Source organism: Candidatus Zixiibacteriota bacterium (assembly GCA_040756055.1).
In the GTDB taxonomy this organism is placed as follows: Bacteria; Zixibacteria; MSB-5A5; order GN15; family FEB-12.
This window is the reverse complement of record JBFLZR010000011.1, coordinates 1-25,333: the sequence shown is the minus strand read 5'-3', so window position 1 is coordinate 25,333 and position 25,333 is coordinate 1. Positions and strand designations below refer to the sequence as shown.

Here is a 25,333-nt window from a genome sequence, read left to right as displayed (position 1 = left end):
TATTATCCGCCGGCCACAGATGCCTGCGAGCCGGACGTGACATCCTGTCTTTTGTACTGTAACTGGTACAATTTATAATAAATGCCTTGTTTTTTCAACAATTCTTCGTGTTTGCCCATTTCGCGTAACTCCCCGTGATGTAACACGATAATCTTATCAGCCTTTTCGATGGTCGAGAGCCGGTGCGCTATTATTATCGAAGTTCTGCCTTTCAGGAGTTCATCGAGTGCTCTCTGGATAAGTGTTTCGGTCTCGGTATCGACCGAACTGGTGGCTTCGTCCAGAACCAAAATATCCGGATTGAAGGCCAAAGCCCGGGCGAACGAGAGGAGCTGTTTTTGCCCGGTCGATAATGTCGCTCCCCGTTCTTTTACTTCCGTGTGTATGCCTTGCGACTGATTTTTCATGAATCTGTCGAAACCGACCCTGGCCAGAGCCTGGTCCACCTGCCTGTCGGAAATCCGGCTATCGCGCAACCGCACATTCTGAGCGTAATCTCCGCTGAAAATGAAGACATCCTGCAGCACGAGCCCCATGTGGGAGCGAAGGGCCTTGATGGAATAGTCTTTGATATCGATACCGTCGATCTTAATCGAGCCTTTCTGGTAGTCATAGAAGCGATACAGCAGCGACATCAGCGATGTCTTCCCCGCGCCGGTGGCGCCCACGATGGCCACCTTTTCGCCGGCGGCAACGGAAAACGATACATCTTTTAATACCCAGTCTTCATCGCTGTAAGCAAACCACAGGTTCTCGAAATCAATTGAGCCCTTAAAGTCGCCGGTTCTTTTGGCCGTCCTCTTGCTCACAATCAGCGGTTCGGTATCGATGAGCTTGAATATTCTCTCGGATGACGCCATGGACGCCTGAAGGATGTTGTACTTTTCCGACAGGTCGCGTATCGGATTGAAGAAACGCTCCACGAGATAGATGAACAACACCAGTTCACCGTAGGTCAGGCTGCCCATACCAATCATCCGGCCGCCATAATAGAAAAGCAGTCCCAGCGACATCGCCCCGATAATCTCGATAGTCGGATAGAAGACGGCGTAATAGAGAACCGATCTAAAATGGGCGCCGCGGAGGTCTTTGTTGATATCGTCGAATTTGCCGAAGGTGGTGTCCTCACGCGTGAAAAGCTGGATGATATTCATGCCGGTGATATGCTCCTGCGCGAATGAGTTCAGTCGGGCCAATTTGATTCTTACCACGCGGTAGGCATCGCGCGCTTTGGCCCTGAACACGAAAGTCACAAGCACAAGCAGCGGCAACGAGACGAAAGTCACGAGCGCCAGTTTCCAGTTGACATACACCAGCGCGGCGACGAAGAAGACCAGCATCAGAATGTCGCCGATAATATTGACCACCCCCGAAGAGAACAACTCGTTCAACGTGTTGACATCGTTGGTAACCCTGGTGACCATTCTGCCTACCGGATTTTTATCGAAGAAGCCCAGATGCAGTCTTTGGAGATGGCGGAATATCTGCATGCGGATGTCGTGCTGTATTCTCTGACCCAGCCACATGGTCACATATATCTGAGTGTAGCTGGCCACGAGCAGCACGGCCGTAATCGCCATGTAGATCAGGGCTATTTTTTCGAAGCCTTCGGCGACACCTTTCATGATATAATTGTCGATACCGTTTTTGGTGACGAAGGCGAGCGAGGTCTGAAGCACGGCATTAACTACCAGCACCGAGACGGCGAGAACGATTATCCATCGATACGGTCGGGAGTATTTCCACAGACGCCGCATCAGGCGGGCATCATAGGCTTTTCCCAGTACTTCTTCTTCGTGGTAACCGGTCGCGCTCATAACTTTTCCAGCTCCATCTCCAACAGCTGTGAACGGTACAGTTCCGCATATTCTCCGCCCAGCCGAAGGAGTTGCTCGTGCGTACCTTTCTCGACAATTCGTCCTTCGTGCAGGTACAATATCAGGTCAGCGTCCTTTACGGAGGATACCCGGTGGGATATAATAATCGAGGTGCGGTTTTCCAGTACCTGCTTGATCCGCTGGTTTATCTGGTGTTCGGTTTCGATATCAACAGCCGAGGTAGCGTCATCAAGTATCAGGATTTTCGGTTTGGGCAATATTGCCCGTGCTATGGCGGTACGCTGTTTTTGTCCTCCTGAGAGGGTGATACCGCGCTCGCCGACGATAGTGTCAAAACCGTTGCGAAACGACTCAACATCCTTGATCAGGTCGGCCATGCGAGCGGCCTCCACGACAGCCTCTCTGCCCGCCTCCTGACATCCGAACCGGATGTTATCCGCGATCGTATCGGAGAAGAGAAACGGTTCCTGGGTGGCGAAACCGATCTGACGCCGGAGAGCTTCCAGTTGCCAGTCGTTAACATCCACACCATCGATGAATATCTTCCCCCGTTCCACCGGAAAAAGTCTGGCCAGTAAAGAGACGAGCGTTGTTTTCCCCGAACCTGTCTTACCCACCAGTCCGATAGTCTGGCCGGGCTCGATGATAAGGCTTATGTTTTCGAGCACCCTGTTGCCGTTATAACCAAAGCTGAGATCACGAATCTCGATCCTGCCGGCGACGGGCTGATCGTGTCCCGTGTGGTCACCATCTCTGATAAGCGGCTCAGTTTGCAGGACGGTATTGATGCGCTCAAGGGACGCTTTCCCTCTCTGGTAGAGTGATGTTACCCATCCGATAGCGATCATCGGCCACAAGATCATCGACAGATAGGCGAAGAACGCCACGATATCGCCCAGGCCCAGATTGCCTTTGATAACCTCCAGACCGCCAAAGTAAAAGACAATCAGATAGGACGCTGATGCCAGAAGCCGCATCGAGGGCATGAAGACGCCCTGAAGGTTCGCGAGCGCCATGTTCAAGAAGATATAACTTTTGGACATCAAATTGAAATTTCGTATTTCGGCGCCTTCCTGGCGAAAAGCCTTTATAACCCGGACGCCGGAGAGATTCTCCTGCGCGGTGGCGGTCAATTCGGAGAATTTCTCCTGAACCTTCATTGATCTCTTGTGCAGCATGTTACCCAGCTTGTACACGGCCACCGGCAGAAGGACAAGCGGAATGACCGCATACAGGGTAAGTTTCGTTGAAAGGAAAAGCATTACCGCGAAAGAGACCGTGAGTTTGATGACAGTGTCGCTGATATACATGACGCCGGGCCCGATCATTTGCCTCACCGCCTCGAGGTCGTTGGTCATTCGGGCCATGAGATCACCGGTGCGGGTATTGTGATAGAATGTCGGCGACAGTCTCAGAAGGTGAGAGAAAATCTCGCCGCGCAAATCATACTCGATGTGCCGCGACATCCAGATAATCGTGCGGCGCATCATGAACCGGAACACACCCGACAGTACGGCAAGAGCGAAGGCGAAAATAACGTACTTGAGAATAACAGAGATCGGTTTGCCGGCTTCGAGGGCGTCGAAAACGAGTTTGGAAACATACGGGACGATAAGAATCAGCCCGTTGGACATCACCACGGCGGCGGCGCCGGCAATCAGATATCCCTTATAGCGGGCGAAGTATTTCGTTACCGTAGAAAATTGCGAGAGATTTGTCTTGGGATTTTCAGAGCTAGTGGTCATACCATCCTATCCGGGGTCTTCCCCTCAGATACGCAATATAACACTCCCGGAGATTAATAGTTCAAGATATTGGCAAAAAGATGGATAGCATCGATGTCAAGCCGGGAGATCATCTCAGGCAGAGGAAATCCGCAGAAGATAATCTGACCATCGCCCAATCGGGACACCGACAGCAGCGTTGCGCCCGTAGGGGTTACATAAATTTTCTCCGCCGGTGAAATGACCGCCGGTGAAACATCACGTTTCTTGAAAAATGATGAGAGCAGGTTCTTCTCCGATATAGGATATGGGCCGCCGAGTAGGTTGGCCCCGGGGATCCGGTTGACGACATCCTGCTGATCAACTACCTCGATAACCGGCACGAAAGAGACCGGAAGCACCGTGGATGGCCAGTCATCGGGCTGCCCCAACACCACCAGCGAGCCCCCCTGACGAAGATATTCTTCGAACCGGTTCTTCATCAGGTGAAATGACGGATAGTTGCGAAAACTGCCCGAGCCGATGACAATCACATTGTAGGCATCGAGGTCCGCTGTAACCAGAGCGCGATCCGTGAGGGGCAGATAGGCTACTTCGGTCATGCGAAGGATATCCTCGAGCATTCCCAGCGTGTCGGGCATGAAAGCCACCTTGATGGTATCGGCAATATCACAGGAGGCGATTCGGATGCGGCTCGTGTCGACGTCGACCAGTTTGTCATCAACGGAAAGCTCGATAGTCTGATATTGTATGCCCAGTTCGAATAGATTCGAGATTGTGAATGGGATCCTGACTGTCTCGGTAAGGGTGCCTTTTTCCAATTCAAGTTCCTTGCGATAAGCTCCGGCAAACAGGCCTCGTGGAGTCTGCAGGTTCAGCTGAGCGATACCGGCATAGTCGTACGGCTTGGTGATTACCGCCTTCATATTCAAGCTTGTCACAAGCCTGTCTATTTCCAGGCTGGGGAATGGTTTTACGAAATAATAGTCCGGTTCGAATTCGATCTCGAGGTCGGGCGCCTGCCAGACCGGAATCTTGCTCGTAAAGGTGAGCGGAATCTGTCCATAAGCGGCGTCCACCGTGAACTCAAGCGAATCCGGTATCTCACCGTCGAGGTACGATCTTTCGATATCAACGAAAAACTCCCGGGTGTAGGACTGATGCGGCAAGATTACTTTTGGTGTTTCGTCGAGAGGGACCGCGACCGAATCCCAGTACGGATGGAACGTAAAGCCGTTCAGTTCGATCTCTTTGGGACCGTTGGCCGAAACCGACGCGATAAATTTCAGCCGGGGGCCGTGTGGAGAGTCCCTCAGAACGATTCTTCCTTCCCACGTAATCCCGACTGCCTTCAGCGCGGCAAGCTCCGCCTTGCGTTCCAACTCCAGCAGGTACTGCTGAAATCCGGGTATGCTGCCGATGGCTGACTCGTGGCGGCTCAACTGTCTCATCTCCCGATAACCGTCGACTATAAAGCTGACCTTGGTCTGTCCGACGGAAATCTTCGACGCATTGAAACTGGAAACGTATTTTCTCGCCTGCTTCATTATCGTCTGCTTCAAGGGGCCGTCGACAAAGACGCTGTCGATGATGGAAGTCAGTCGAAGATGTCCTATGCCGGACATGAAGTTGTCCTCGTACGGCGCGTTCGGCATATTGCTCTCAAGCAGCGCGTAGCGGGTAAGTCTGGCGGCCTTGAAACCATCTATCTCGAAAAGCGGGAACAAAACCGGTATTTCGAGCTTCATGCGGTCGTGGTAGCGGTTAAACAATTCCCGGCTGTTGAGAGCTATCGCGCCACTCGATACTTTCTGACGGTTGTCGTCGGGTGATTTCCTGTACACCTTGAGGATATTGAAAAGCCTGTCTTCAGGCCGGGCTCTCTCGATTAATTTTCTTTTGAGCAGTTCGAACAGCGGATCTCCTCCCCTGTCGCCAAAAATGACAATATCTGGTGGGCGATCGTAAAACAGGTCGGCGATCAGAGTCGAGACGGCGCTCGAATCACCGGCGGGAAAATGCGCTCTGGTAAGATAAATTTCCTTGTCCGGTATCTCGGCATTGTCACTGCCGGCGCGCGCTCGTTCCGATGCGGTCAGCAGTTCGATCCGGCAGCCGATCTCATCATTGAGATAATATAGCGTCGGCCACTCAATCGACGTCGGGTCATCGAACAAATACAGCACTCTCACATCGCAAAGGCTATGCTTCACGAGTTCGTTGGCCGCTGCATTGGAGGCGCTGAACATTAACAGAGAAAAAGCCAGAGCCAGGATTGTCAGGATTCCCGGCCGGAATCGGGCCGAAATTGAAGTCCTTTTCATATCATAAATATATCGGCTGTTTGTTGAAGATGTCAATTTTGAAACTTGGGGCGGAAAATATTTTGCCCGGCGGGCTAATCGCTGTCAACAACCGTCAGTTTGCCCCAAAATCTCTTCGTCGTCAGCTTTCCAGGCCGGATCGACTATACAAAGGAAGGTCAGTTCGCTTTCACCGGTGTTCTCTATCCACTGAATCGCCCCCGGCGGTATATCTATGGCGTCGCCCTTCTCGACCTGAGCGACCTCATCATTAATATGCATCCGACCCGACCCCGAAATAATGAAATAGACCTCATCGGTTTTCAAACGGTGCTTTTTCGACACCCGGCCGGGGGCAAGCGCCGCATGAGCCAGCGAGTAGCGGCCGTTAAAGGAGTAATCCCTGTCGGGATGAAGCAGCTCGCGCAGGCGGGTGTGATCGCCGGCGACGATTTCGGGACAGTGGTGGAATTTTCGGATCAACATGTGACACCGGTAAAACAAAAGCCGCCTTGCGGCGGCTTCGTTATTTTAAAGTACCTGATTATCCCTGAGCTTGGTGAACAGCTTGCCGGCAATCTCTTCAGGCGTCTCACCTTCGATAAGCTCACCCTTGGGGCGCGGCGGCGGAGGCGACACTTTGGTGACCTTCGTCTTCGAATTGCCGCCAATCGCGGCGCCATCGAGACCGAGATCCGAAGCACTCCATTTGGTGATCTCTTTCTTTTTCGCGGCCATCTTGCCCTTTAACGACGGGAGGCGCGGTTCGTTTATTTCTTTGACCACCGACACTACCGCGGGGAGGGTCAGTTCCACCACGTCGTATCCATCTTCGGTCGTGCGGTACACGGTAGCCTTACCATCGCCGACACTCTCGAATTTCTTAACGAACATGGCCTGCGGCAGACCCAGTGCGGCGGCCACAGCTCCGGGGACCTGCGCGGAGTCGGAATCGATGGCCTGTTTGCCGGCCAGAATGAGGTCGTATTCGCCAAGTTTCTTGAGGCCGCAGGAGAGGATTTTACCTATTGCCTGCTGGTCGGAGCCCTTGAACGTATCGTCACTGAGAAGGCAAGCCTCATCGACGCCGAGAGCCAGACATGCCCGCAGGGCGGATTCGGCCCTGTCGGTGCCGACCGTCATGACCGTCACCTTGCCGCCGTGCTTTTCTTTCATCCGCAGGGCTTCTTCCACGGCATACTCATCGAAAGGGTTGACCGTTCCCGGTCCCTGTGGGAGCACAACCTCGTTGGCGGCTTGATCCACCTTAATGAGGGCTATCTCCGGAACCTGTTTGATTAAGACGACTATATTCATTGTATCTCCTGTCGATTGTGGTATCGATTTCGATTGGGCCAATATGTTGAAGGAATATCATAAATCGGCGGGGTCTTGTCAAGCCTGTCGGGACTTGCGAGCGCGTAATAAAAAAAACCCGCCGGACGACGGGCTTTTTATAGATCGAATAAGGCTTTCTCGCTCTTATTTTCTCTTTTTGGCGACTCTCTTTTTCGAGGTCTTCGCGGCCGCTTTCTTCTTCGGAGCGGCTTTTTTCTTAGCCACTTTCTTCCTGGTCACTCTCTTGGGAGCGGCTTTTTTGCGGGCTACGGCTTTGCGCTTCGGAGCGGCTTTTCTCTTCGGCGCCGCCTTTTTCACTTTAGCCTTTTTCAGCTTCAGCGAGCGGGCTTTGGCCTTCACGGATGAAACGCTTCTGCGGAACATCTTGGCCAGCTCAGTCGCGGTTTTGGTTTTGTATGCCTTGCGCAGCGTGGACACTTCCGCAGCAGCCCATGCCTTGGCGCCTTTACGCACGGCCGGTTTTTTAGCCTTAGCCTTACGAACTGTTTTCTTGGTTGCTTTGCGCATTGAATCACTCCTTTGTAAAGGTTACCGATGGTTAAAGAATTAGTTTGTGCATTGCATTCTTCTTCGGATCGTTGCTCTTTTCATCGCGAAATCTTTGCAACCCGTTTGTTGATAAGGGATGTTGGGAAAATTGTCAAATAAAAAATCGCGAAAATCACCGTCGGAGTTCGTAGAAAAAGTAAAATCGTAACGGATGTGAAGGGTTCGTACGCGTGATCAGTCTTCACCGTTCTCGAGAATATCAAGCGCCATCGCCGCGGCTCTCTGCTCGGCTTCCTTCTTGGAGAATCCCACACCGGTGCCCACGCGTTTGTCGCCGATGAACACGACGACCTTGAACTCCTTCTCGTGGTCCGGTCCCGTCTCTCTGACGACATCGTAGCGCGGCATCCCATCGCCTCTGGCCTGCATCAACTCCAGCAACGCTCCTTTGTAGTTGCGCTGCGAGGCGTCGGCAAGAATCATTTCCTTGCGAAGATATATCAGTCTCAGGACCACGTCGCGCGCGGCGTCGCACCCGCCGTCGAGATAAACCGCCCCAATGACCGACTCGAACGCGTCGGAAATGATCGACGGACGCTCCCGGCCGCCCAGACGGTCTTCCTCGGGAGACAAAAGTACATAAGCGTTCAGTTTGATTTCCCTGCCGATAGCGGAGAGGGTTGATTCGTTAACGAGCTTGGCCTTGGTCTTGGTGAGTTTGCCTTCACGCCAGTAAGGATGATCATGATAGAGTTGATCGGCAATTATCAGACCGAGGACCGAGTCCCCCAGGTATTCCAATCGTTCGTTGGAAGGACGGAACTCCTCCAACTGGCGGTGATAGGAGCGATGAGTCAGCGCCAGCAAGAGCAGTGACTCATCGCGAAAATGATAGCCGATTATATTCTGTACCTCGGCCAGACGGGCTTCAGCGTCAAACCCTTTGGGTATATTTACGATATGCTTTAAATATTCCCAGAAGCCCATCTAGTGAGTGCCATCGAGTTTTCCCAGAACGAGGGTGACGTTGTGACCGCCGAAGCCGAACGAGTTGGAAATGGCATAGTTGATGGCACAGCTCCGTTTGCCTTCGGGCACGTAGTCAAGGTCGCACTCGGGATCGGGGTTGTCGAGATTCGTCGTGGGATGTACAACTTGCTCCGCGATCGATTTAGCCGTGGTTATGGCTTCGACAGCTCCGGCCGCGCCAAGCAAATGCCCGATCATCGACTTGGTCGAATTTATCGGAATCTTGTAGGCGCGCCCGCCAAGCACCTCCTTGAGAGCCTTGGTCTCCGAAATGTCCCCGAGTTCCGTGGAGGTTCCGTGAGTGTTAACGTAATCAACCTGATCGTTGGTGATGCCGGCGTATTTTATGGCCAGCTCAATCGACTTGCGCGCACCGTAACCATCCGGATGAGGAGCGGTAATATGGTGGGCGTCCGCGGTGGAACCGGCTCCGAGGAATTCAGCGTAGACCCTGGCGCCTCTGGCTTTGGCATGCTCGAGCGACTCAAGCACGATTATGGCGGCTCCTTCGCCCATCACGAAACCATCGCGGTCCTTGTCGAACGGGCGGGACGCCCGTTCGGGCTCGTCATTGCGCGTCGAAAGAGCCTTCGCCTGGCAGAACCCTGCCAGGGCGGTTGGCGTAATGGTGGCCTCGGCTCCGCCGGCAATCATTATGTCGGCCTCGCCGCGCTGAATGATATGAAAAGCATTGGCCAGAGCGTGAGCCGATGACGCGCAGGCCGAGACGGTCGCGTAATTCGGACCCCTGAACCCGTAGCGTATCGAAACCAACCCCGCGCACATATCGATGATCATCATCGGGATGAAGAAAGGCGAAACCCGGCCCGGCCCGGAGTTTTCCAGAAGGCTGTGCTGTTTCTCGAAGGTCGATATCCCGCCGATGCCACTGCCGATAACCACTCCGCAACGATCCTTATCGACCGTCTCAAGATTGATGCCGCTGTCGTTTATCGCCTGCTCGGAGGCCGCCATCGCATACTGTTCCGACAGATCCATCCGACGAGCTTCCTTCTTGTCCATGTAATTGTCCGGATTGAAATCCTTCACTTCGCCGACAATACGGGTCGGATAAGCGGAAGCATCAAAGCGAGTAATCGGAGCGATCCCGGACCGCCCTTCCAGAAGGGCCTTCCAGAATCCATCGAGTGAATTACTCACCGGCGTGATGACGCCCATCCCGGTAATGACAACTCTGTTATTCATATTCGTCAGTTCTCTAAATGGTGAACAACGTCCGGCGAATACTCTTACTTATTCTCCGAATGCGTCGTAATGTAATTGATGGCGTCGCCGACCGAGACGATCTTCTCGGCGTCTTCATCCGGGATTTCTATCGAGAATTCTTCTTCGAGAGCCATGACCAACTCGACGGTATCGAGGGAATCGGCGCCAAGGTCCTCGACAAATTTCGCGCGTTCGGTAACCTGACCGGCTTCCACCCCAAGCTGCTCAACGATAATTTCCTTAACTCTCTCTTCGACTGACATTGCTAACTCCTTTTAAGTTGTATTACAGTATTATGCTATTGTCAAACCGCCATCAACGGCCAGCACCTGGCCGGTGATGTATGAAGCCTCATCCGATGCCAAAAAGAGCACCGTTGAAGCTACATCGTCCGGCGTACCCGGACGTTTGATCAGAACTTTACCGAGAAACGCTTCTTTGGCCTGCTGCGGAAGATTCGCGGTCATATCGGTGGCGATAAATCCGGGCGCCACGGCGTTGACGGTAACACCGCGCGCTCCAAGTTCTTTCGCGGCCGATTTGGTCAGGCCTATAAGCCCTGCCTTCGAGGCAGAGTAATTGGCCTGGCCGGCATTGCCGCTCAGACCAACCACCGAACTTATATTTACGATGCGTCCATACCGCTGCTTCATCATAATCTTAGCCGCGGCTTTCGTGACAAGAAATGAACCTTTGAGATTTATGTCAAGTACCATATCCCAATCTTTCTCGTCCATCCTTATCATCAGGGTGTCTCGGGTTATCCCCGCATTATTTACGACAATATCGACCGAACCGAATTTCTCGAGTGTTTTGGCGAAAAGGCTGTCGATATCGGCCTGATTGGTGACATCAGCCTTAATCCCGACCGTATCTCCCCCAATTTCACGGGCCGTCTGGTCCACCAGACCCTGGTCGATATCGCACAGGACAACCCTGGCCTTCAGGGCAACAAACTTCTCCGCGATGGCCCGGCCAATCCCTCTGGCCGATCCCGTCACTATCACTGTCTTGCCTTCAAAATTCATGACTACCCCTCTCATCAGTTGCCCGCAGCAAAACTCTCGATATCGGCAAGGGTATCGAGGTTGAGCATCTGCTCCGGTTTCATATCACGTTTTGCCAGCCCGCTCAGCACTTTGCCGGGTCCGATCTCGACCACTTTGGTCACGCCGCTTTTTACCAGGTAATCCATCGTCTGAGACCAGCGCACCGGCTCGGTGACCTGCTGAACCAGAAGAGTGCGGATATCCTCGGCATCCATAACCGATGATGCTGTCACATTCGCCACTACCGGCACCGATGGGTTTTTTATTGGCAGATTTTTGAGATACTCCTGAAGTCCGACCCGGGCCGGCTCCATCAACGGCGAATGAAACGCCCCGCCGACCTCGAGTATTATCGCTCTTTTGGCCTTGGCCTCCCGGGCCAGTTCGACGGCCTCTTCCACCGAAGCAATGGCGCCGGATATAGCAATTTGAATATTCGAGTTGAAATTGGCAGGAATTACTACTCCCTTCGACGACGCTCGTCGACAAATGTCCTCGACCTGCGCAAAATCCAGTCCCATGATGGCCGCCATCGTGCCGGGATTTTTCTGACAGGCATCCTCCATGAGAGCCGCCCGTTTGACAACCGCCCGGATGGCGTCTTCAAACGTCATCGCGCCGGTAACCGCCAGCGCGGCATACTCACCCAGCGAGTGACCGCAGGCGTAGTCAAAAGCCGGGAGCTTATCGCCCAGAATGGTCAACACTCCCAGGGCGTGAAGCAAAATCGCCGGCTGGGTGAATCTGGTACGTTTGAGTTCTTCCGCCGGACCTTCGAACGATATCTTCGCGATATCCGCGCCGATCTCGCTGCTGGCGAGGTCATACAGAGCTTTGACCTTATCCGATGATTCGTAGAGGTCGCGGCCCATACCGACATACTGTGACGCCTGTCCGGGGAAAAATAGTGCTGTCTTACTCATATTACCACCTTACCAGAGCCGAGCCCCAGATGAGTCCGCCTCCGAATGCCACCATCAAAACGTAATCACCCTTTTTGATCCTTCCGGCCCGATTAGCTTCGTCGAGCGCCAGCGGAATCGAGGCAGCTGAAGTATTCCCGTAATTTTCAATATTTATATATACTTTGCTCTCGTCGACCTTAAGGCGTTTCGCGAGGGCATCAATAATGCGAATGTTGGCCTGATGAGGTATCACCAGCGAAATATCGGCCCCGGTCAACCCGGCGTCGTCGAGCACTTTGAGGGCGGCGTTACACATTTCGCGCACGGCGACTTTGAATACATCCGAGCCGTTCATCATAATCTTGTCGCGTCCGTCAAACTGAAATTCCTTGCTGTAGGGGTTGACTGTGCCACCGACTTCGGACCAGAGCAACTCCCGCATCGAACCATCGGATTTGATATAGGTCGAAACAATACCGGATTCATCTTCGCTACCGGAGACCACCGCGGCCCCGGCGGCGTCGCCGAAGAGTACACACGTGTTACGGTCCTTGTAATTGGTGAATGCTGAAAGCTTTTCCACACCGATGACGAGCGCGCTTTTATATTTTCCTGTTTCTATAAACGGAGAGGCGATTGACAACCCGCTGATGAATCCTGTGCAGGCGGAAGCGATGTCGAACGCGACGGCGTTCGGCAGATTCATTTTTTCCTGCATCACGCATCCGGTCGACGGCAATTTGTAATCCGGCGTAACGGTGCCGACTACGACCAGGTCTATCTCCTCCCCCGTATACCCGGCCATATCAAGGGCGCCTTTCGCCGCCTCAACGGCCATATCCGATGTCGCCATGCCGTTTTCGGCGATGCGTCTTTCTCTTATCCCTGTTCGGGATACGATCCACTCATCCGAAGTATCGACCAGCTTCTCGAAATCAGCGTTGGTCATTCGATTCGGAGGAGCATACGACCCCGTTCCGATTATTTTCGCTCTTATTTTGCGATCCATTACTTTGTCCGAAGTGATTTGTTATTAGCTCATCGTGGATGCGTTTCTTGATCTCTTTGGCCGCCATTTCATAGGCGACGATCATGGCATTCGAGATTGCCCTGGCGTTAGATGATCCGTGACAGATAACGACGATGCCATCGACACCAAGAAGCGGGGCGCCGCCCATTTCGGCGTAATCGAAAGTGTTGCGCATCCGCTTCAAAAACGGCAGAAGCAGCATGGCTCCGATCCGCGAGAAAATATTGGTCTGAATCTGGCGTTGTATCGACTTAACCAGCATCGGCTTTATCGATTCGGCAAATTTCAGCAGTATGTTGCCGGTAAAGCCATCCGTAATGGCAACATCGATAGTACCCGAGAGAATGTCCCGTCCCTCGATATTTCCCACGAAATTTATCTTTGAGTCCTTGAGCAATTTCTGGGCGTTGAATATCAGGTCGTTGCCCTTGCTGCGCTCCTCACCGATAGAAATCAAGCCGACCCGGGGATGCTCTATTTTTGAGACCACGGAGGCATAAACCGAACCCATCACGGCGAATTGCGACAGGTGCTGTGGCTTGCAATCGGCGTTGGCGCCTGCGTCGAGAACAACTGTTCTCTTACCGGTCGATGTCGGGAACAGTGTCGTTATGGCCGGGCGACTTACACCCTCGATTCTACCCAGTGTCAAAAGCGCTGTCGCCATCACCGCGCCGGTGTTACCCGGCGATACGAAGGCATCGGCTTTGCCGGCCTTCACCAGACGCATCCCGACCGATACGGAGCTGTTCCGCATGCGAACACCGTCGGTAGCGGCTATGTGCATCGGCACAATATCATCGGCGTGCTCGATAGAGAGATTCGAAGGCAGCTCTTCCACCGTGGCGAGAACCTTTTCGATCTCATCGCGTCGGCCGACAAAGACGACCTTGAGCTTGCCGCCAAGCTTTCTGGCCGCATCTACGCCGCCCTGAATGATAGGCTCAACGCCGCCGTCGGCGCCCATAACATCCAGAACGACCGCATGTTGTTTATTCGCTGTCATAACAGCAATAGTATCAACAATCCTTTAGCAACTCTCCCCGGGATTTTATACTTCTTTCACCCCAATGATTTTTTTGCCGTTATAATAGCCACAATGGGTACAAATGTGATGGGGCAGTCGTGGGTGATGGCACTGAGGGCAGTCCACTACGTTGGGAGTAGCAAGAGTCCAGCCGGTGCGGCGTTTACGCCCTCTCGTGCGCGAATGTCGTCTTTTAGGAAGAGGCATCAGTGATTCCTTTGTTTTCCTTCATTATGTGCGATAGCTGCTTAAGCCCTTCCCACCGTGTGTCTGTCTTGTCCTGATGACAGGAACAGGATTCATGGTTCAGATCGGCCCCGCAGTGACAGCAGATTCCCCGGCAGCCTTCCGAACACAACGGTTTCAGGTCAAGCGCAGTTATAAGCGTCTGACGGACAATATCGGTTAGATCCGCCGTCAAATCGCCACCTTGTAAATATACGTAATCCTCATTATCAATCGCATCGCGATTATTTTCGTGCCATTCACGGGAACAGATAATGAAATCCGTGCTGTTGGACAACTTAAGGTCAAACTCAGCGAGGCAGCGAGCACACACTAGTTTAACGCTGGCGTTTGCCACTCCTTGACAGTAGTACTCATCGCCTGATTTCTGGATATCCAGACGCAGATCAATACTGTTGACAGCCGCCACGCTGTCATAATCAACCTTGATCATGTCCGGGTCACCCTTTAACGACATGTGGACCGGAAATGTTTCGAATTCCCGCAAATGCAATATCATAGCCTAAGAGTTTACGGAATATGGCCCCAAAAGTCAAGCAGAAAACGACCCCTAAATACTATGTATCACAATAGCTTAACCGTATTCGACCGGTGCGGGCCGCAGACTTGACGGGGCAGCGATAAGCGCCGCACTTTATAGACGGTAAACTGGGGGAAGCAGTCCGTTGTAGCTGATCTTGACCGGGCGTCTATTTATGGGTTTCGCGGTAAATCTTCATCCTGTTGGCAGCCCTTGCCATAGCTGCCTCTTCGGCCTGAACATCGATTTCCGAGCCTTCCGTAGTCAGCTTTTCTTTCGCGGTTTTATAAGCCAGCTCGGCGCGCTGAAGATCGATATCATCGGCATATTCTACCGCCTCAATCAGAAGATTGACATGATTACGGGAGACTTCGAGAAAGCCGGCGGACACCGCCAGCACGTGGGTCTTATCGTCGACATCGGTAAACTCCAGCCTTCCCGGCTTTAGAGCCGTGATCAGCGGAGCGTGATGTGGCAACACCCCCAGATACCCTTCAGAGCCGGGGATAACGATAGACTTTGCTTTCGCCTCGAGAAAAACTTTCTCCGGCGTTACTATGGAAAGGTCAAACAGTTCCATCAGCCTTTGGATTTTTCATAGTTTTCAAGGACCTCATCAAGCCCGCCGACCATGAAAAACATTTGTTCCGGAATGTGATCGAGCTTGCCCGAGATCAATTCATCGAACCCCTTGATAGTGTCTTCGATCTTCACATACTTGCCCGGTTTGCCGGTGAACTGCTCTGCAACGTGGAACGGCTGGGACAGGAAGCGCTGAATCTTACGAGCGCGCTGCACCGTGAGCTTGTCCTCTTCGTTCAACTCGTCCATACCCAGAATGGCAATGATATCCTGAAGGTCTTTGTAGCGCTGCAGGATTTTCTGTACGCCGCGGGCCACCCGGTAGTGATCTTCGCCCACGATATTGGGATCGAGAATGCGCGAGGTCGAGTCAAGCGGATCCACCGCGGGATAGATACCCAGTTCGGCAATCTGACGCGATAGCACCGTAGTAGCATCAAGGTGCGAGAATGTCGTCGCCGGGGCCGGATCGGTCAGGTCGTCGGCGGGCACGTAAATAGCCTGTACCGAGGTAATCGAACCGGCCTTCGTGGAAGTGATACGCTCCTGAAGGTCGCCCATCTCCGTGCCGAGCGTGGGCTGATAACCAACCGCCGAGGGCATACGGCCGAGAAGCGCCGACACTTCGGAACCGGCCTGAACGAAACGGAAGATATTATCGATAAACAGAAGCACGTCCTGATTTTCTTCATCGCGGAAATACTCGGCCATGGTCAGACCCGAAAGACCGACTCTGAGCCGCGCGCCCGGAGGTTCGTTCATCTGGCCAAAGACCATCGCGGTCTTGGCGATTACGCCGGACTCCGTCATTTCCAACCAGAGGTCGTTACCTTCGCGTGTCCGTTCGCCCACACCGCAGAACACGGAATAGCCGCCGTGCTCGGTGGCAATGTTGTGAATCAACTCCTGAATAACCACTGTCTTACCCACACCGGCGCCGCCGAACAAACCAACCTTGCCGCCTTTCGAGTACGGTTCCAGAAGGTCCACCACCTTGATTCCCGTCTCAAAGAGCTGTGTCTCGGTGGACTGTTCTTCAAAGGAGGGAGCCTCACGGTGAATCGGCAGTCTTTTAACGTCAGCCGGCAGGGGATCCTTGCGGTCGATCGGTTCGCCGAGAAGATTGAAAACCCTGCCCAGGGAGATTTTGCCGACCGGCACGGTGATTGTTCCGCCGGTATCAACCGCTTTAGTGCCCCTCACCAGACCGTCTGTTGACGCCAGCGCCACGCACCGCACGACATTGTCGCCAATGTGCATGGCGACCTCGACAGTCAGATCAATGTTTTTGGAAGGGTCTTTAATCTTGATTGCGTTCAATATATTCGGCAAAGAACCGGCCGGGAACTCGCAGTCCACAGTCGGGCCGATTACCTGCACCACTTTTCCGATGTTTTCAGCCATCGAGTATACTCCAATTTATTGTCAACATTCTTTTTCTTTATATGTGTCCTACCTCAAAGCCTCAGCGCCCGACACCACCTCCAACAGCTCGGTGGTAATCTGCGCCTGACGGGCCTTGTTATAGTCGAGCGTGAGTGTATCAACCATTTCTTCGGCGTTCGAAGTCGCGTTACCCATCGCTATCATCCGGCTTCCATGTTCGGAGGCAAACGACTCCGCCAGCGCCATTATCAGCTTGGAGGTCGTGTAATTCGGCAGGATGGATCCATAGATGGCCTCCGCCGACGGCTCGAAGATGTAATCGATGTTATAGCCGGCGTCTTCTTCCGCCTTCGGCTTGGCCACGGGCAGGTAGCGTTCTACGGACAGGCGATAACTCACGGTCGATATGAATCTCGTGAACAATATGGTGATTTCGTCGGTCTCGCCCTTCAAAAAGCGCCAAGTGAGAAAGCGGGAAATGTCTTTGGCTTTTGAGTAATCTATCGCGCCGCTCCAGTCGGTCCAGTAGCCGACTATCGGCCACTGGCGGCGCTTGAAGAAATCGTTGCCGCGTTTGCCGACACAGACCACCTCGCACTCGAAATCCTTGTTGTCGTTCAGCCACTGGTGGGCCATGCGAATAGCGTTGCCATTGTATGAACCGCACAGGCCGCGATCCGAAGTAATCACCACCAGCGTTTTCCTGCTGATATCACGTTCTTCGAAAAACGGATGCGTAATGTCATCGGATGACGCTCCGGCCAAATGGCTGAGCAACTGCTCCATCATCTTCGAATACGGCCGCGACTGTTCGACTTTCTGTTGCGCCCGTCGCAGGTTGGCGGCAGCCACCATCTCCATCGCCTTGGTGATGCGCTTGGTGGATACGACCGACCTGATTCGCTTTTTTACTTCTCTAAGTGTCGCCATAGAATCATTCTATGAATACACAGCTCAAAAACACCTACGCTTTGAACTGCCCTTTGAATTCCTTTACAGCCGATTCGAGTTTCGCCTGAGTGGCATCGCTGATTATCTTTTCCTGGGTCAGATTGTGTTCGATATCGGGATAGTTCTTCTCACAGAACGCGATAAATTCCTTCTCGAATTTGCCAATCGCGGCCGTGGGAATACTGTCCAGATGCCCCTTCGTGCCGGCCCAGATTATCATAACCTGCTGAGCCACCGGTATCGGCACATACTGTCCCTGCTTGAGCAGCTCGACCATCTTTTCGCCGCGGTTTAGCTGTCTGCGCGTGCCTTCGTCGAGGTCCGAACCGAACTGCGTGAAGGCCGCGAGTTCGCGATACTGCGCCAAATCCAGCTTGAGAGATCCAGCCACCTGACGCATCATCTTCACCTGCGCGTTGCCGCCCACTCGCGACACGGAGATACCTACGTTGATGGCGGGGCGAATACCGGCGAAGAACAACTCGCCTTCGAGGAATATTTGGCCATCGGTAATCGAAATCACGTTGGTGGGGATGTATGCCGATACGTCGCCGGCCTGTGTTTCGATGATTGGTAGCGCCGTCAGCGACCCGCCGCCGAGTTCATCGGACAGCTTGGCCGCGCGCTCCAAAAGACGCGAGTGGCAGTAGAAAATGTCACCCGGATAAGCTTCGCGTCCCGGCGGACGCCTCAGAAGCAGCGAAAGCTGACGGTAAGATGCCGCCTGTTTGGAGAGGTCGTCATAGATACACAGAACGTGACCGCCGTTGTCGCGGAACTCCTCACCCATAGCGCAACCGGCGTAGGGGGCGATATACTGAAGCGGGGCGGGATCGGTCGCTGATGCCGACACTACGATAGTGTATTCCATGGCGCCGTGTTTGCGAAGAGTCTCCACTACCTGTGCGACAGTCGAAGCCTTCTGACCGATGGCTACATATATACAAATTACATCAGTGTTTTTCTGATTGATAATCGTGTCGATAGCCAGAGCCGTTTTTCCCGTCTGACGGTCACCGATAATCAGTTCTCGCTGGCCGCGACCGATCGGTATCATCGAGTCGATCGCCTTCAAGCCGGTCTGCAGGGCCTCTCTTACCGGCTGTCTTTCCACCACACCGGGTGCCCTTCCTTCGATGACGCGATATTTATCGGTAACAATGGGGCCTTTACCGTCGATGGGCTGCCCCAGAGGATTTACGACACGCCCGACCAGGGCATCGCCAACAGGCACCGAGGCAACTTTGCCCGTGCGTCTTACAGTATCACCTTCATTGATATCGACATCGGACCCGAAGATGGCGGCGCCGACATTGTCCTCCTCGAGATTCAACACCAGCCCCATAATGTCGCCGGGGAATTGAATCAACTCGGACATCTGGACATCCTCGAGGCCCCATATGCGGGCTATACCGTCGCCAACCTGCAAGACAGTGCCAACCGACTCCATCTCCAGCTTGGACTCGTATTTTTCAATCTCTTGTCTTAATACCGATGATACTTCTTCAGGGTTAAGACCCATCATCGTACTCCTACAAGCTTCGCTTGGTTTTTATATTCACTCGTTTGCCGTTTTGCCGGAAGCGACGCTCAGTGCACCCGAACGCCTTCCAATTGATCTCGCACTAAATTCAATCCATGCTTCACCGAACCATCGATAATTTCATCATGGAGCAGGACTATCAGACCACCGATTATCGACGGATCGATTTTCTCTTCGAGAACAATCTTGAGTCCGGTCTTGGCTGCCATCTTCCGGGAAAGCTGCTCGCGCTCGCTGTCGGTGAGCGTGACGGCGGTTATCACGGTGACCCGTCCGACCCCCTGATGAGCCTCGACCAGGCGTCCGAACTCATCAATGATCTCGACCAGGTACCTGATTCTGCCTTTGTCAATCAGCACTACCAGAAACTCGACCAGGAGGCGGTCGATACGCTGAGCGAATACTTTTCTGACCAGATCCTTTTTGCTTTCCTCGAGCACCTGCGGGGCGCTTAGGAAATTCCGGAGTTTGGGATCCTTTTGGACGAAATCGCTCAGGTCATTGAGCTGCTCATACGCGATATTTAACAGCCCTTTGCCTTCGGCCGATAAATACAGCGCGTGCGCGTACCTTCTGGCAACTTCCCAGATCAGCATAGTCTGTTATGCCTTCTCCACGTTATCAATGAATCGCCCGATCATTTCGCGATGTTTGTCGCTGTCGAGCCTTTCGCGGATAATCTTCTCGGCCGCGGTCATGGTGAGCTTGATCATTTCTTCCTTCAATTCGACTTTGGCCTTGTCGACATCCATTTTCAGTTCGGCTTTGGCTTTCTCCGTGATCTTGCGGGCATCGGCCTGCGCGGCGGCCTTGATTTCCTCGGCCACTTTCTTGCCCTCGTTGACGGCTTCAACGAGTTTCGCCCGGCGCTCGTTGTCGATATCCTTCAGCCTGGCCTCATAATCGGCGGCCAGCTTATCGACCTCGGCCTTGTGATCCTCTATCTTTTGAAACTCGCCCACTATTTTGTTGCGCCGCTCCTCCATCATGGCCAGAAGCGGACCCCAGGCGAATCTCTTGAGAATCCACAGAGTTATGATAAAGCCTACAGCATGTGTGATTATCTGTTGTAGCTGTATATCCATAGCCTCACCTTATATTTGGTCTGCCGGTTTTTAACACCTCGATGGTATCGCCCCGGTCAACCAATCTTGCCTGACAGAATAAAGAATACCAGCAGAGCATACAAGGTGAGCGCCTCGATAAAGGCCGCGCCGATTACCATCGCGGTCTGAATCTTGCCGGCTGCTTCCGGCTGACGGCCCATGGCTTCCATGGCGGAACCAACAGCACGACCCAGCCCGAGGGCGGAACCCACTGCGGCAACTCCCACACCCATCGGAAGAGCCCATGCTAACATTGACTGATAATCCATTTTTTCCTCCTAACTAGTTTCTTTTTATAGAATCTCTGTATTTTTCTCTATCAATGATGTTCCTCGTGAGGCAGCATCAACAAAATGTATATGGTCGAGAGAATCGTGAACACCAGGGCTTGAATCGTTGACAGCATCAGACCCAGCAAAATAAACGGTACATTTAATGGCAGACCAATCGGCGAGTGCATAAAGGACAACGCCGTGATTCCCAATCCCACAAAGGCCGCCACGAGAACATCCTCGCCGGTGATGTTACCGAAAAGACGAACCGCCAAACTGAACGGCTTGGCCAGCTCGCCTATAATATGTATGGGCAGCAAAAGCGGAACCAGGCACCACGTAATCACCGATCTGGGCTGACCGGCCAGGTGATCGAGGTATCCGACTATACCCAGCCTCTGAACACCGGTATACTGAGCATAGAGAAATACGAGTATGGCCAGCGAGGCGGTGATATTGATGCTTGTCGACGGTGAGTGACCGCCCGGGATCAATCCCCAGAAATTGTTGAACAGAATATAGAAAAACAGGGTACCCAGAAACGGGGTGTACCTCTTGGCATCCTCTCCGAGAATCGAATAGAAGAAATTGTACATGCTCTCGACGAGCATTTCCACCAGGTTCTGGCCCTTATCGGGTATCATTTTGCGCCGGGAGTATATGCGAATGGCGATAACGCTCATTATGATCGCCGTGAAAAAGGCATAAATGACATTAATCCACTCGTTAGTAAAATGATATATCGATTCCGGCATTACGCCATAATGGTAAAGCAGGGAAAAGACATTGGGTAGGTGCGGCGGACCGCTGCCGTGTTCGCCGCCTCCGGCGGCAACCGACAGATATGGTGTCCATCTTACAAGACCAATCCCAATTATGTTGCTCAATACGCTTGCTGTCATAACACCTGACCAGGATTAGTGGGCTGCCGGTTGGTTTCGTCCAAACCAAGAACCGCTCGTCCGACAACCTTGAGGACTAATACTAAGAAAAGAAGGGAAAATCCAGCTAAAAGATGCAGCGGCTCGAATTGAGGCACTTTAAGCAGGAAATAGCCCGCCAGATACAAAAGCGGGAACTTGATTATCGCCAGCCCTGCCGCCTTCATGGTGTCGGCTTTATCAGGTCGAATCGTCGCCCGTACAAGCCCGGTCAAAAAGATGATATTGACCATCCCCCATATGCCACCTGAGAAGAAAGCCAGAGTCGGCCAGAGCCCGAAATAATAAAGCCCGAATATCAGGCTTATCAAAAGGACAATTCCCGTTGTCTTGAGAGTTCGATCGATGAAGTCTAATTCAAAGCCGGTCTTCATTTTTCTTGTTTTCATCCAGTGCCGAAGACTTTTTCACAAGCCTGTAGACCTCGACTCCGGCGGCAGTAAACCCAAAAATAACACCAACAATTAACAAATAAGGGTCTGTTCCAAATTTATTGTCAGCCCAATTTCCGATAACGTAACCAACCGCCGGAGCGGCAAACATGATTGCCGGCACTGAAACCAGGAGACTGAATTGTCTTATGTCTTTGCCGGGCTTCTGATTAGGCTTAGGGTAAAATGAGGACACTACACCCCGCCTTCAATAATCATAAGCCGCAAATATAGCCACGCCGCATCCAAAGTCAACCCTTTTTTGTCCATTATTTTCTACTTCAATCACCGTTTAAGTCCATGGTGATTAACACCGCGAGCGATGGCTGTGTTGATCCCATCCGAATGGAAATAAAATCGCTCCACGATTATTTTTTCTCCGGTTTCGGACTCTCACTTCGTAATAGTTATATAAAACGCTCCACCTTTTTTTAGCTAAATGTCCAAAAACAACGGCAAGAAACGCAGGCTTATCCTCTGGTTTTCCGAGATAGGTCTCGATGATATCTCCATCGTCGGCGGCAAAAACGCCTCCCTCGGGGAAATGTACCGCAACCTCACCAAAAGCGGCATAAGAGTCCCCAACGGCTTCGCTATCACCGCGGCAGCCTACTTTTATCTTCTCAAGAAGGCTGGAATCGAAAAGAAAATCAAGCAGACTCTCAAAGATCTCGATACCACCAATATCTCCAACCTTCGCGAACGAGGTGCGCGCGTCCGAAACCTGATTCTTGAGGCTCCCTTTCCCGAGGACCTGGAAAGGGCCATCACAGAGAACTACGCCCGACTGGAGAAGGAGTACGGCCGCAATGTCGATGTCGCGGTCAGGTCCTCGGGGACTGCCGAAGACCTCGCCGAAGCATCCTTTGCCGGCCAGCAAGATACCTTTCTCAACATAAAAGGCACCGCCCGCCTCCTTCAGGCCTGCCGGCAGTGTTTCGCATCGATGTTCACTGACCGGGCCATTTCTTATCGTGAGGATCAGCACTTCGACCACCTTTCGGTCGGTCTGTCTATCACGGTTCAGAAGATGGTGCGCTCGGACAAAGGAGCCTCGGGCGTCATGTTTTCAATCGACACCGAATCGGGGCATAAGGATATGGTCCTGATAAACGCCTCCTATGGCCTGGGCGAGATAGTCGTTCAGGGGGCGGTGTGTCCCGACGAATTCTACGTCCACAAGCCGACCCTGAAAAAAGGATTCCCGTCGATAGTCTCCAAATCCCTCGGAACCAAACGCCTCCGGATTGTCTACGCCAATGGTGCCAAGCGGGTCAAGACTATTGCCGTACCTGAGAAAGAGCAGCAACTCTTCAGCATTACCGACGATGAAGCCCTGCAGCTTGCAAAATGGGCCGTGATCATAGAAGAGCATTATTCTAAGAAAGCGGGTTATACCAAACCGATGGATATCGAGTGGGCCAAGGATGGCATCACCAACGACATCTTCATCGTCCAGGCCCGCCCGGAAACCGTAATCTCCCGACGCGACACCCAGGTTCTCGAAGATTATGTTCTGGAAAAAAACGGAAAAACGCTGGTCACCGGCCACGCCGTGGGAACTAAGGTGGGCTCCGGCACCGCCAACATAATTCGAGACTCCAAGTATATCGAGAGATTTAAGAAAGGGGATGTTCTCGTCACCCACATGACCGATCCGGATTGGGAACCAATCATGAAAATTGCCTCGGCCATCGTCACCGATGAAGGCGGCCGGACTTCTCACGCCGCAATCGTAAGCCGCGAACTGGGTATCCCGGCTATCGTGGGCGCCGATGGAGCCACATCGCGGATTCCGCCCAATCAGCCGGTGACTGTCAGTTGCTGCGAAGGTGATATCGGCAGGGTTTACGCCGGCAAGATTCCGTTTAGAATAGAGCGTACCAGCCTGCAAAAGCTGAAAAGGCCGAAAAAGACCCAACTCAAGATGATCTTCGGCACACCTGAGCTGGCGTTCAAAGTCTCACAGATCCCCAACGATGGTGTCGGTCTGGCCCGACTGGAGTTTATCATAAACTCTTACATCAAAGTTCACCCCCTGGCTTTGTTGAATCACACGGACCTTGCGGACGAGGGCGTGCGGGCCAGAATCAACGCGTTGACGGTGGGCTACTCAGACAAGAAAGCTTACTATGTCGATAAACTCGCCTACGGCATAGCCACGATAGCGGCAGCTTTTTATCCGCGAGAAGTAATAGTCCGGCTGGTTGACTTCCGCTCCAACGAATACGCCGATCTAATAGGCGGCCGGCAGTTCGAGCCGGAGGAACGCAATCCCATGATTGGCTGGCGTGGCGCTTCTCGCTATTGCGACCCGGCCTATCGGCCGGCCTTCGATCTCGAGTGCCGGGCCATCAAAAGAGTCCGTGACGACATGGGGCTGGTCAATGTAAAAGTGATGGTCCCGTTCTGCCGTACTGTCGAGGAAGGCAAACAGGTAATTAAGATAATGACCGAAAACGGCCTGAAGCGTGGTGTTAACGGTACTGAATTTTATGTCATGTGTGAAATACCGTCGAATGTAATCCTCGCGGATAAATTTGCCGAGATATTCGATGGTTTCTCGATTGGCTCCAACGATCTTACGCAGCTTACGCTGGGCCTGGACCGCGACTCGGGACGTCTCGCTCACCTCGGTAATGAAAACAACGAGGCAGTAAGACGTCTGATTGCTGATGTTATCCGGGTGGCCAAAAAGTACAAGCGGAAAATCGGGATCTGCGGCCAGGGGCCTTCTGACTTTCCCGATTTCGCCAAATTCCTTGTTGAGCAGGGAATCGATTCGATATCACTCAACCCCGACGCCATCCTCAAGACCGGCGTGTATCTGGCCAAGCTCGAAGGAAAATAGAGATTCCCTGGACCCCGCTATCCGAGTGTTCAATTTTCGAGCAACTTTGCCGTTACACACCCTTCTCAGTTGCCCTGGCAAAAGAAATCTTGACCAAATAGGACACTTTTAGTATATTGGTTCGCGGGTTGAATTACTTCACACGTACAGACATTCACAATTTCTGAAATTACTTTGGATTTTGCAGGTGTTTTAGGGGTATTTGAGTTTGTTTAGCCACTCGCAGGGGGCTAACAGATTTCCAGTGAAAATTGTAGAACCTCACAATCAATTAAAGGGAGCAACTTTATGCGTACTCTTTTCTTTCTGCCATTAATCTTACTGGCAGTAATCCTCACAGCCGGCTGTCAGAATGATCCGTACCCGATAGAATCAGGTTCGGTGACTCTCGGTCAATCTTCAGCGCTGGGGCAGTTCATGCTGCCGGCGGGTGCGACGCTTCAATCAGCTACGCTGTATATCTACGTCTATGCTGCGAATAACCAAACCGTAAACATCCACCGTATCACGGTCCCGTGGGATGA

The 25,333-nt window shown here is 52.7% G+C and carries 27 protein-coding genes; 2 read left to right on the top strand and 25 right to left on the bottom strand.

Annotation, left to right across the window (positions count from 1 at the left end; translation table 11 throughout):
• Positions 1–2: 2 nt before the first annotated feature.
• The 25 genes from AB1483_14190 to AB1483_14070 all read right to left on the bottom strand — a co-directional run bounded on the left by AB1483_14190 (position 3) and on the right by AB1483_14070 (position 22,154).
• Entirely contained in the window at positions 3–1,817 is a 1,815-nt protein-coding gene (locus AB1483_14190; protein MEW6413602.1) for an ABC transporter ATP-binding protein, read from the bottom strand.
• The gene (locus AB1483_14185) at positions 1,814–3,583 is read right to left on the bottom strand and encodes an ABC transporter ATP-binding protein (GenBank protein MEW6413601.1); all 1,770 of its coding nucleotides are present in this window, start codon (positions 3,581–3,583) and stop codon (positions 1,814–1,816) included. Before AB1483_14185 ends, AB1483_14190 begins: the two co-directional genes overlap by 4 nt.
• Positions 3,584–3,636: 53 nt before the next feature.
• Positions 3,637–5,886 carry a hypothetical protein gene (locus AB1483_14180; GenBank protein ID MEW6413600.1) on the bottom strand — a complete coding sequence of 750 codons (2,250 nt, stop codon included), beginning with the start codon at positions 5,884–5,886 and terminating at the stop codon, positions 3,637–3,639.
• Between the two features lie 84 nt (positions 5,887–5,970).
• Entirely contained in the window at positions 5,971–6,351 is a 381-nt protein-coding gene (locus AB1483_14175) for a cupin domain-containing protein (GenBank protein ID MEW6413599.1), read from the bottom strand.
• A gap of 45 nt (positions 6,352–6,396) precedes the next feature.
• Complete coding sequence (locus AB1483_14170; protein MEW6413598.1) at positions 6,397–7,182, bottom strand: electron transfer flavoprotein subunit beta/FixA family protein; 786 nt, start codon at positions 7,180–7,182, stop codon at positions 6,397–6,399.
• A gap of 165 nt (positions 7,183–7,347) precedes the next feature.
• The gene (locus AB1483_14165; GenBank protein MEW6413597.1) at positions 7,348–7,731 is read right to left on the bottom strand and encodes a histone-like protein 2; all 384 of its coding nucleotides are present in this window, start codon (positions 7,729–7,731) and stop codon (positions 7,348–7,350) included.
• 216 nt (positions 7,732–7,947) lie between these two features.
• The gene (rnc, locus tag AB1483_14160) at positions 7,948–8,700 is read right to left on the bottom strand and encodes a ribonuclease III (protein MEW6413596.1); all 753 of its coding nucleotides are present in this window, start codon (positions 8,698–8,700) and stop codon (positions 7,948–7,950) included.
• Positions 8,701–9,948 (bottom strand): beta-ketoacyl-ACP synthase II, encoded by a 1,248-nt coding sequence (fabF, locus tag AB1483_14155; protein MEW6413595.1) that lies wholly within the window; start codon positions 9,946–9,948, stop codon positions 8,701–8,703. It lies immediately after the preceding gene.
• A 44-nt stretch (positions 9,949–9,992) separates the two neighbouring features.
• Positions 9,993–10,232 carry an acyl carrier protein gene (gene acpP, locus AB1483_14150; GenBank protein ID MEW6413594.1) on the bottom strand — a complete coding sequence of 80 codons (240 nt, stop codon included), beginning with the start codon at positions 10,230–10,232 and terminating at the stop codon, positions 9,993–9,995.
• A gap of 30 nt (positions 10,233–10,262) precedes the next feature.
• Entirely contained in the window at positions 10,263–10,997 is a 735-nt protein-coding gene (gene fabG / locus AB1483_14145; GenBank protein ID MEW6413593.1) for a 3-oxoacyl-[acyl-carrier-protein] reductase, read from the bottom strand.
• A gap of 14 nt (positions 10,998–11,011) precedes the next feature.
• The gene (gene fabD, locus AB1483_14140) at positions 11,012–11,941 is read right to left on the bottom strand and encodes an ACP S-malonyltransferase (protein MEW6413592.1); all 930 of its coding nucleotides are present in this window, start codon (positions 11,939–11,941) and stop codon (positions 11,012–11,014) included.
• A gap of 1 nt (position 11,942) precedes the next feature.
• Positions 11,943–12,932: a beta-ketoacyl-ACP synthase III gene (locus AB1483_14135; protein ID MEW6413591.1), complete on the bottom strand. Its 990-nt coding sequence runs from the start codon at positions 12,930–12,932 to the stop codon at positions 11,943–11,945.
• On the bottom strand, positions 12,859–13,959 hold the full coding sequence (gene plsX, locus AB1483_14130) for a phosphate acyltransferase PlsX (protein MEW6413590.1): 1,101 nt from the start codon (positions 13,957–13,959) through the stop codon (positions 12,859–12,861). Before plsX ends, AB1483_14135 begins: the two co-directional genes overlap by 74 nt.
• A 45-nt stretch (positions 13,960–14,004) precedes the next feature.
• Positions 14,005–14,187 carry a 50S ribosomal protein L32 gene (gene rpmF, locus AB1483_14125; protein MEW6413589.1) on the bottom strand — a complete coding sequence of 61 codons (183 nt, stop codon included), beginning with the start codon at positions 14,185–14,187 and terminating at the stop codon, positions 14,005–14,007.
• Positions 14,174–14,659 carry a DUF177 domain-containing protein gene (locus tag AB1483_14120; protein MEW6413588.1) on the bottom strand — a complete coding sequence of 162 codons (486 nt, stop codon included), beginning with the start codon at positions 14,657–14,659 and terminating at the stop codon, positions 14,174–14,176. Before AB1483_14120 ends, rpmF begins: the two co-directional genes overlap by 14 nt.
• A gap of 256 nt (positions 14,660–14,915) precedes the next feature.
• Positions 14,916–15,326, bottom strand: a complete 411-nt coding sequence (locus AB1483_14115) for a F0F1 ATP synthase subunit epsilon (GenBank protein MEW6413587.1) — start codon at positions 15,324–15,326, stop codon at positions 14,916–14,918.
• Positions 15,326–16,732: a F0F1 ATP synthase subunit beta gene (atpD, locus tag AB1483_14110; protein ID MEW6413586.1), complete on the bottom strand. Its 1,407-nt coding sequence runs from the start codon at positions 16,730–16,732 to the stop codon at positions 15,326–15,328. Before atpD ends, AB1483_14115 begins: the two co-directional genes overlap by 1 nt.
• A gap of 48 nt (positions 16,733–16,780) precedes the next feature.
• Positions 16,781–17,644, bottom strand: coding sequence for an ATP synthase F1 subunit gamma (gene atpG, locus AB1483_14105; GenBank protein ID MEW6413585.1), 864 nt, complete (start codon positions 17,642–17,644; stop codon positions 16,781–16,783).
• A gap of 34 nt (positions 17,645–17,678) precedes the next feature.
• Positions 17,679–19,187, bottom strand: a complete 1,509-nt coding sequence (atpA, locus tag AB1483_14100) for a F0F1 ATP synthase subunit alpha (protein MEW6413584.1) — start codon at positions 19,185–19,187, stop codon at positions 17,679–17,681.
• A gap of 68 nt (positions 19,188–19,255) precedes the next feature.
• The gene (gene atpH, locus AB1483_14095) at positions 19,256–19,804 is read right to left on the bottom strand and encodes an ATP synthase F1 subunit delta (protein MEW6413583.1); all 549 of its coding nucleotides are present in this window, start codon (positions 19,802–19,804) and stop codon (positions 19,256–19,258) included.
• 6 nt (positions 19,805–19,810) lie between these two features.
• Positions 19,811–20,293: a F0F1 ATP synthase subunit B gene (atpF, locus tag AB1483_14090; protein MEW6413582.1), complete on the bottom strand. Its 483-nt coding sequence runs from the start codon at positions 20,291–20,293 to the stop codon at positions 19,811–19,813.
• 56 nt (positions 20,294–20,349) lie between these two features.
• On the bottom strand, positions 20,350–20,583 hold the full coding sequence (gene atpE, locus AB1483_14085; protein ID MEW6413581.1) for an ATP synthase F0 subunit C: 234 nt from the start codon (positions 20,581–20,583) through the stop codon (positions 20,350–20,352).
• A 50-nt stretch (positions 20,584–20,633) separates the two neighbouring features.
• Entirely contained in the window at positions 20,634–21,488 is an 855-nt protein-coding gene (gene atpB / locus AB1483_14080; protein MEW6413580.1) for a F0F1 ATP synthase subunit A, read from the bottom strand.
• Positions 21,485–21,901 carry a hypothetical protein gene (locus tag AB1483_14075; protein ID MEW6413579.1) on the bottom strand — a complete coding sequence of 139 codons (417 nt, stop codon included), beginning with the start codon at positions 21,899–21,901 and terminating at the stop codon, positions 21,485–21,487. Before AB1483_14075 ends, atpB begins: the two co-directional genes overlap by 4 nt.
• Positions 21,885–22,154, bottom strand: a complete 270-nt coding sequence (locus AB1483_14070; protein ID MEW6413578.1) for an AtpZ/AtpI family protein — start codon at positions 22,152–22,154, stop codon at positions 21,885–21,887. The genes AB1483_14075 and AB1483_14070 overlap by 17 nt, the downstream gene beginning before the upstream one ends.
• 243 nt (positions 22,155–22,397) lie before the next feature.
• Here AB1483_14070 and ppsA point away from each other — a divergent pair, with 243 nt between their 5' ends.
• Both ppsA and AB1483_14060 read left to right on the top strand, forming a co-directional pair.
• The gene (ppsA, locus tag AB1483_14065; protein ID MEW6413577.1) at positions 22,398–24,809 is read left to right on the top strand and encodes a phosphoenolpyruvate synthase; all 2,412 of its coding nucleotides are present in this window, start codon (positions 22,398–22,400) and stop codon (positions 24,807–24,809) included.
• Positions 24,810–25,097: 288 nt separating this feature from the next.
• On the top strand, positions 25,098–25,333 hold a 236-nt coding region (locus AB1483_14060; protein MEW6413576.1), incomplete at its 3' end, for a hypothetical protein.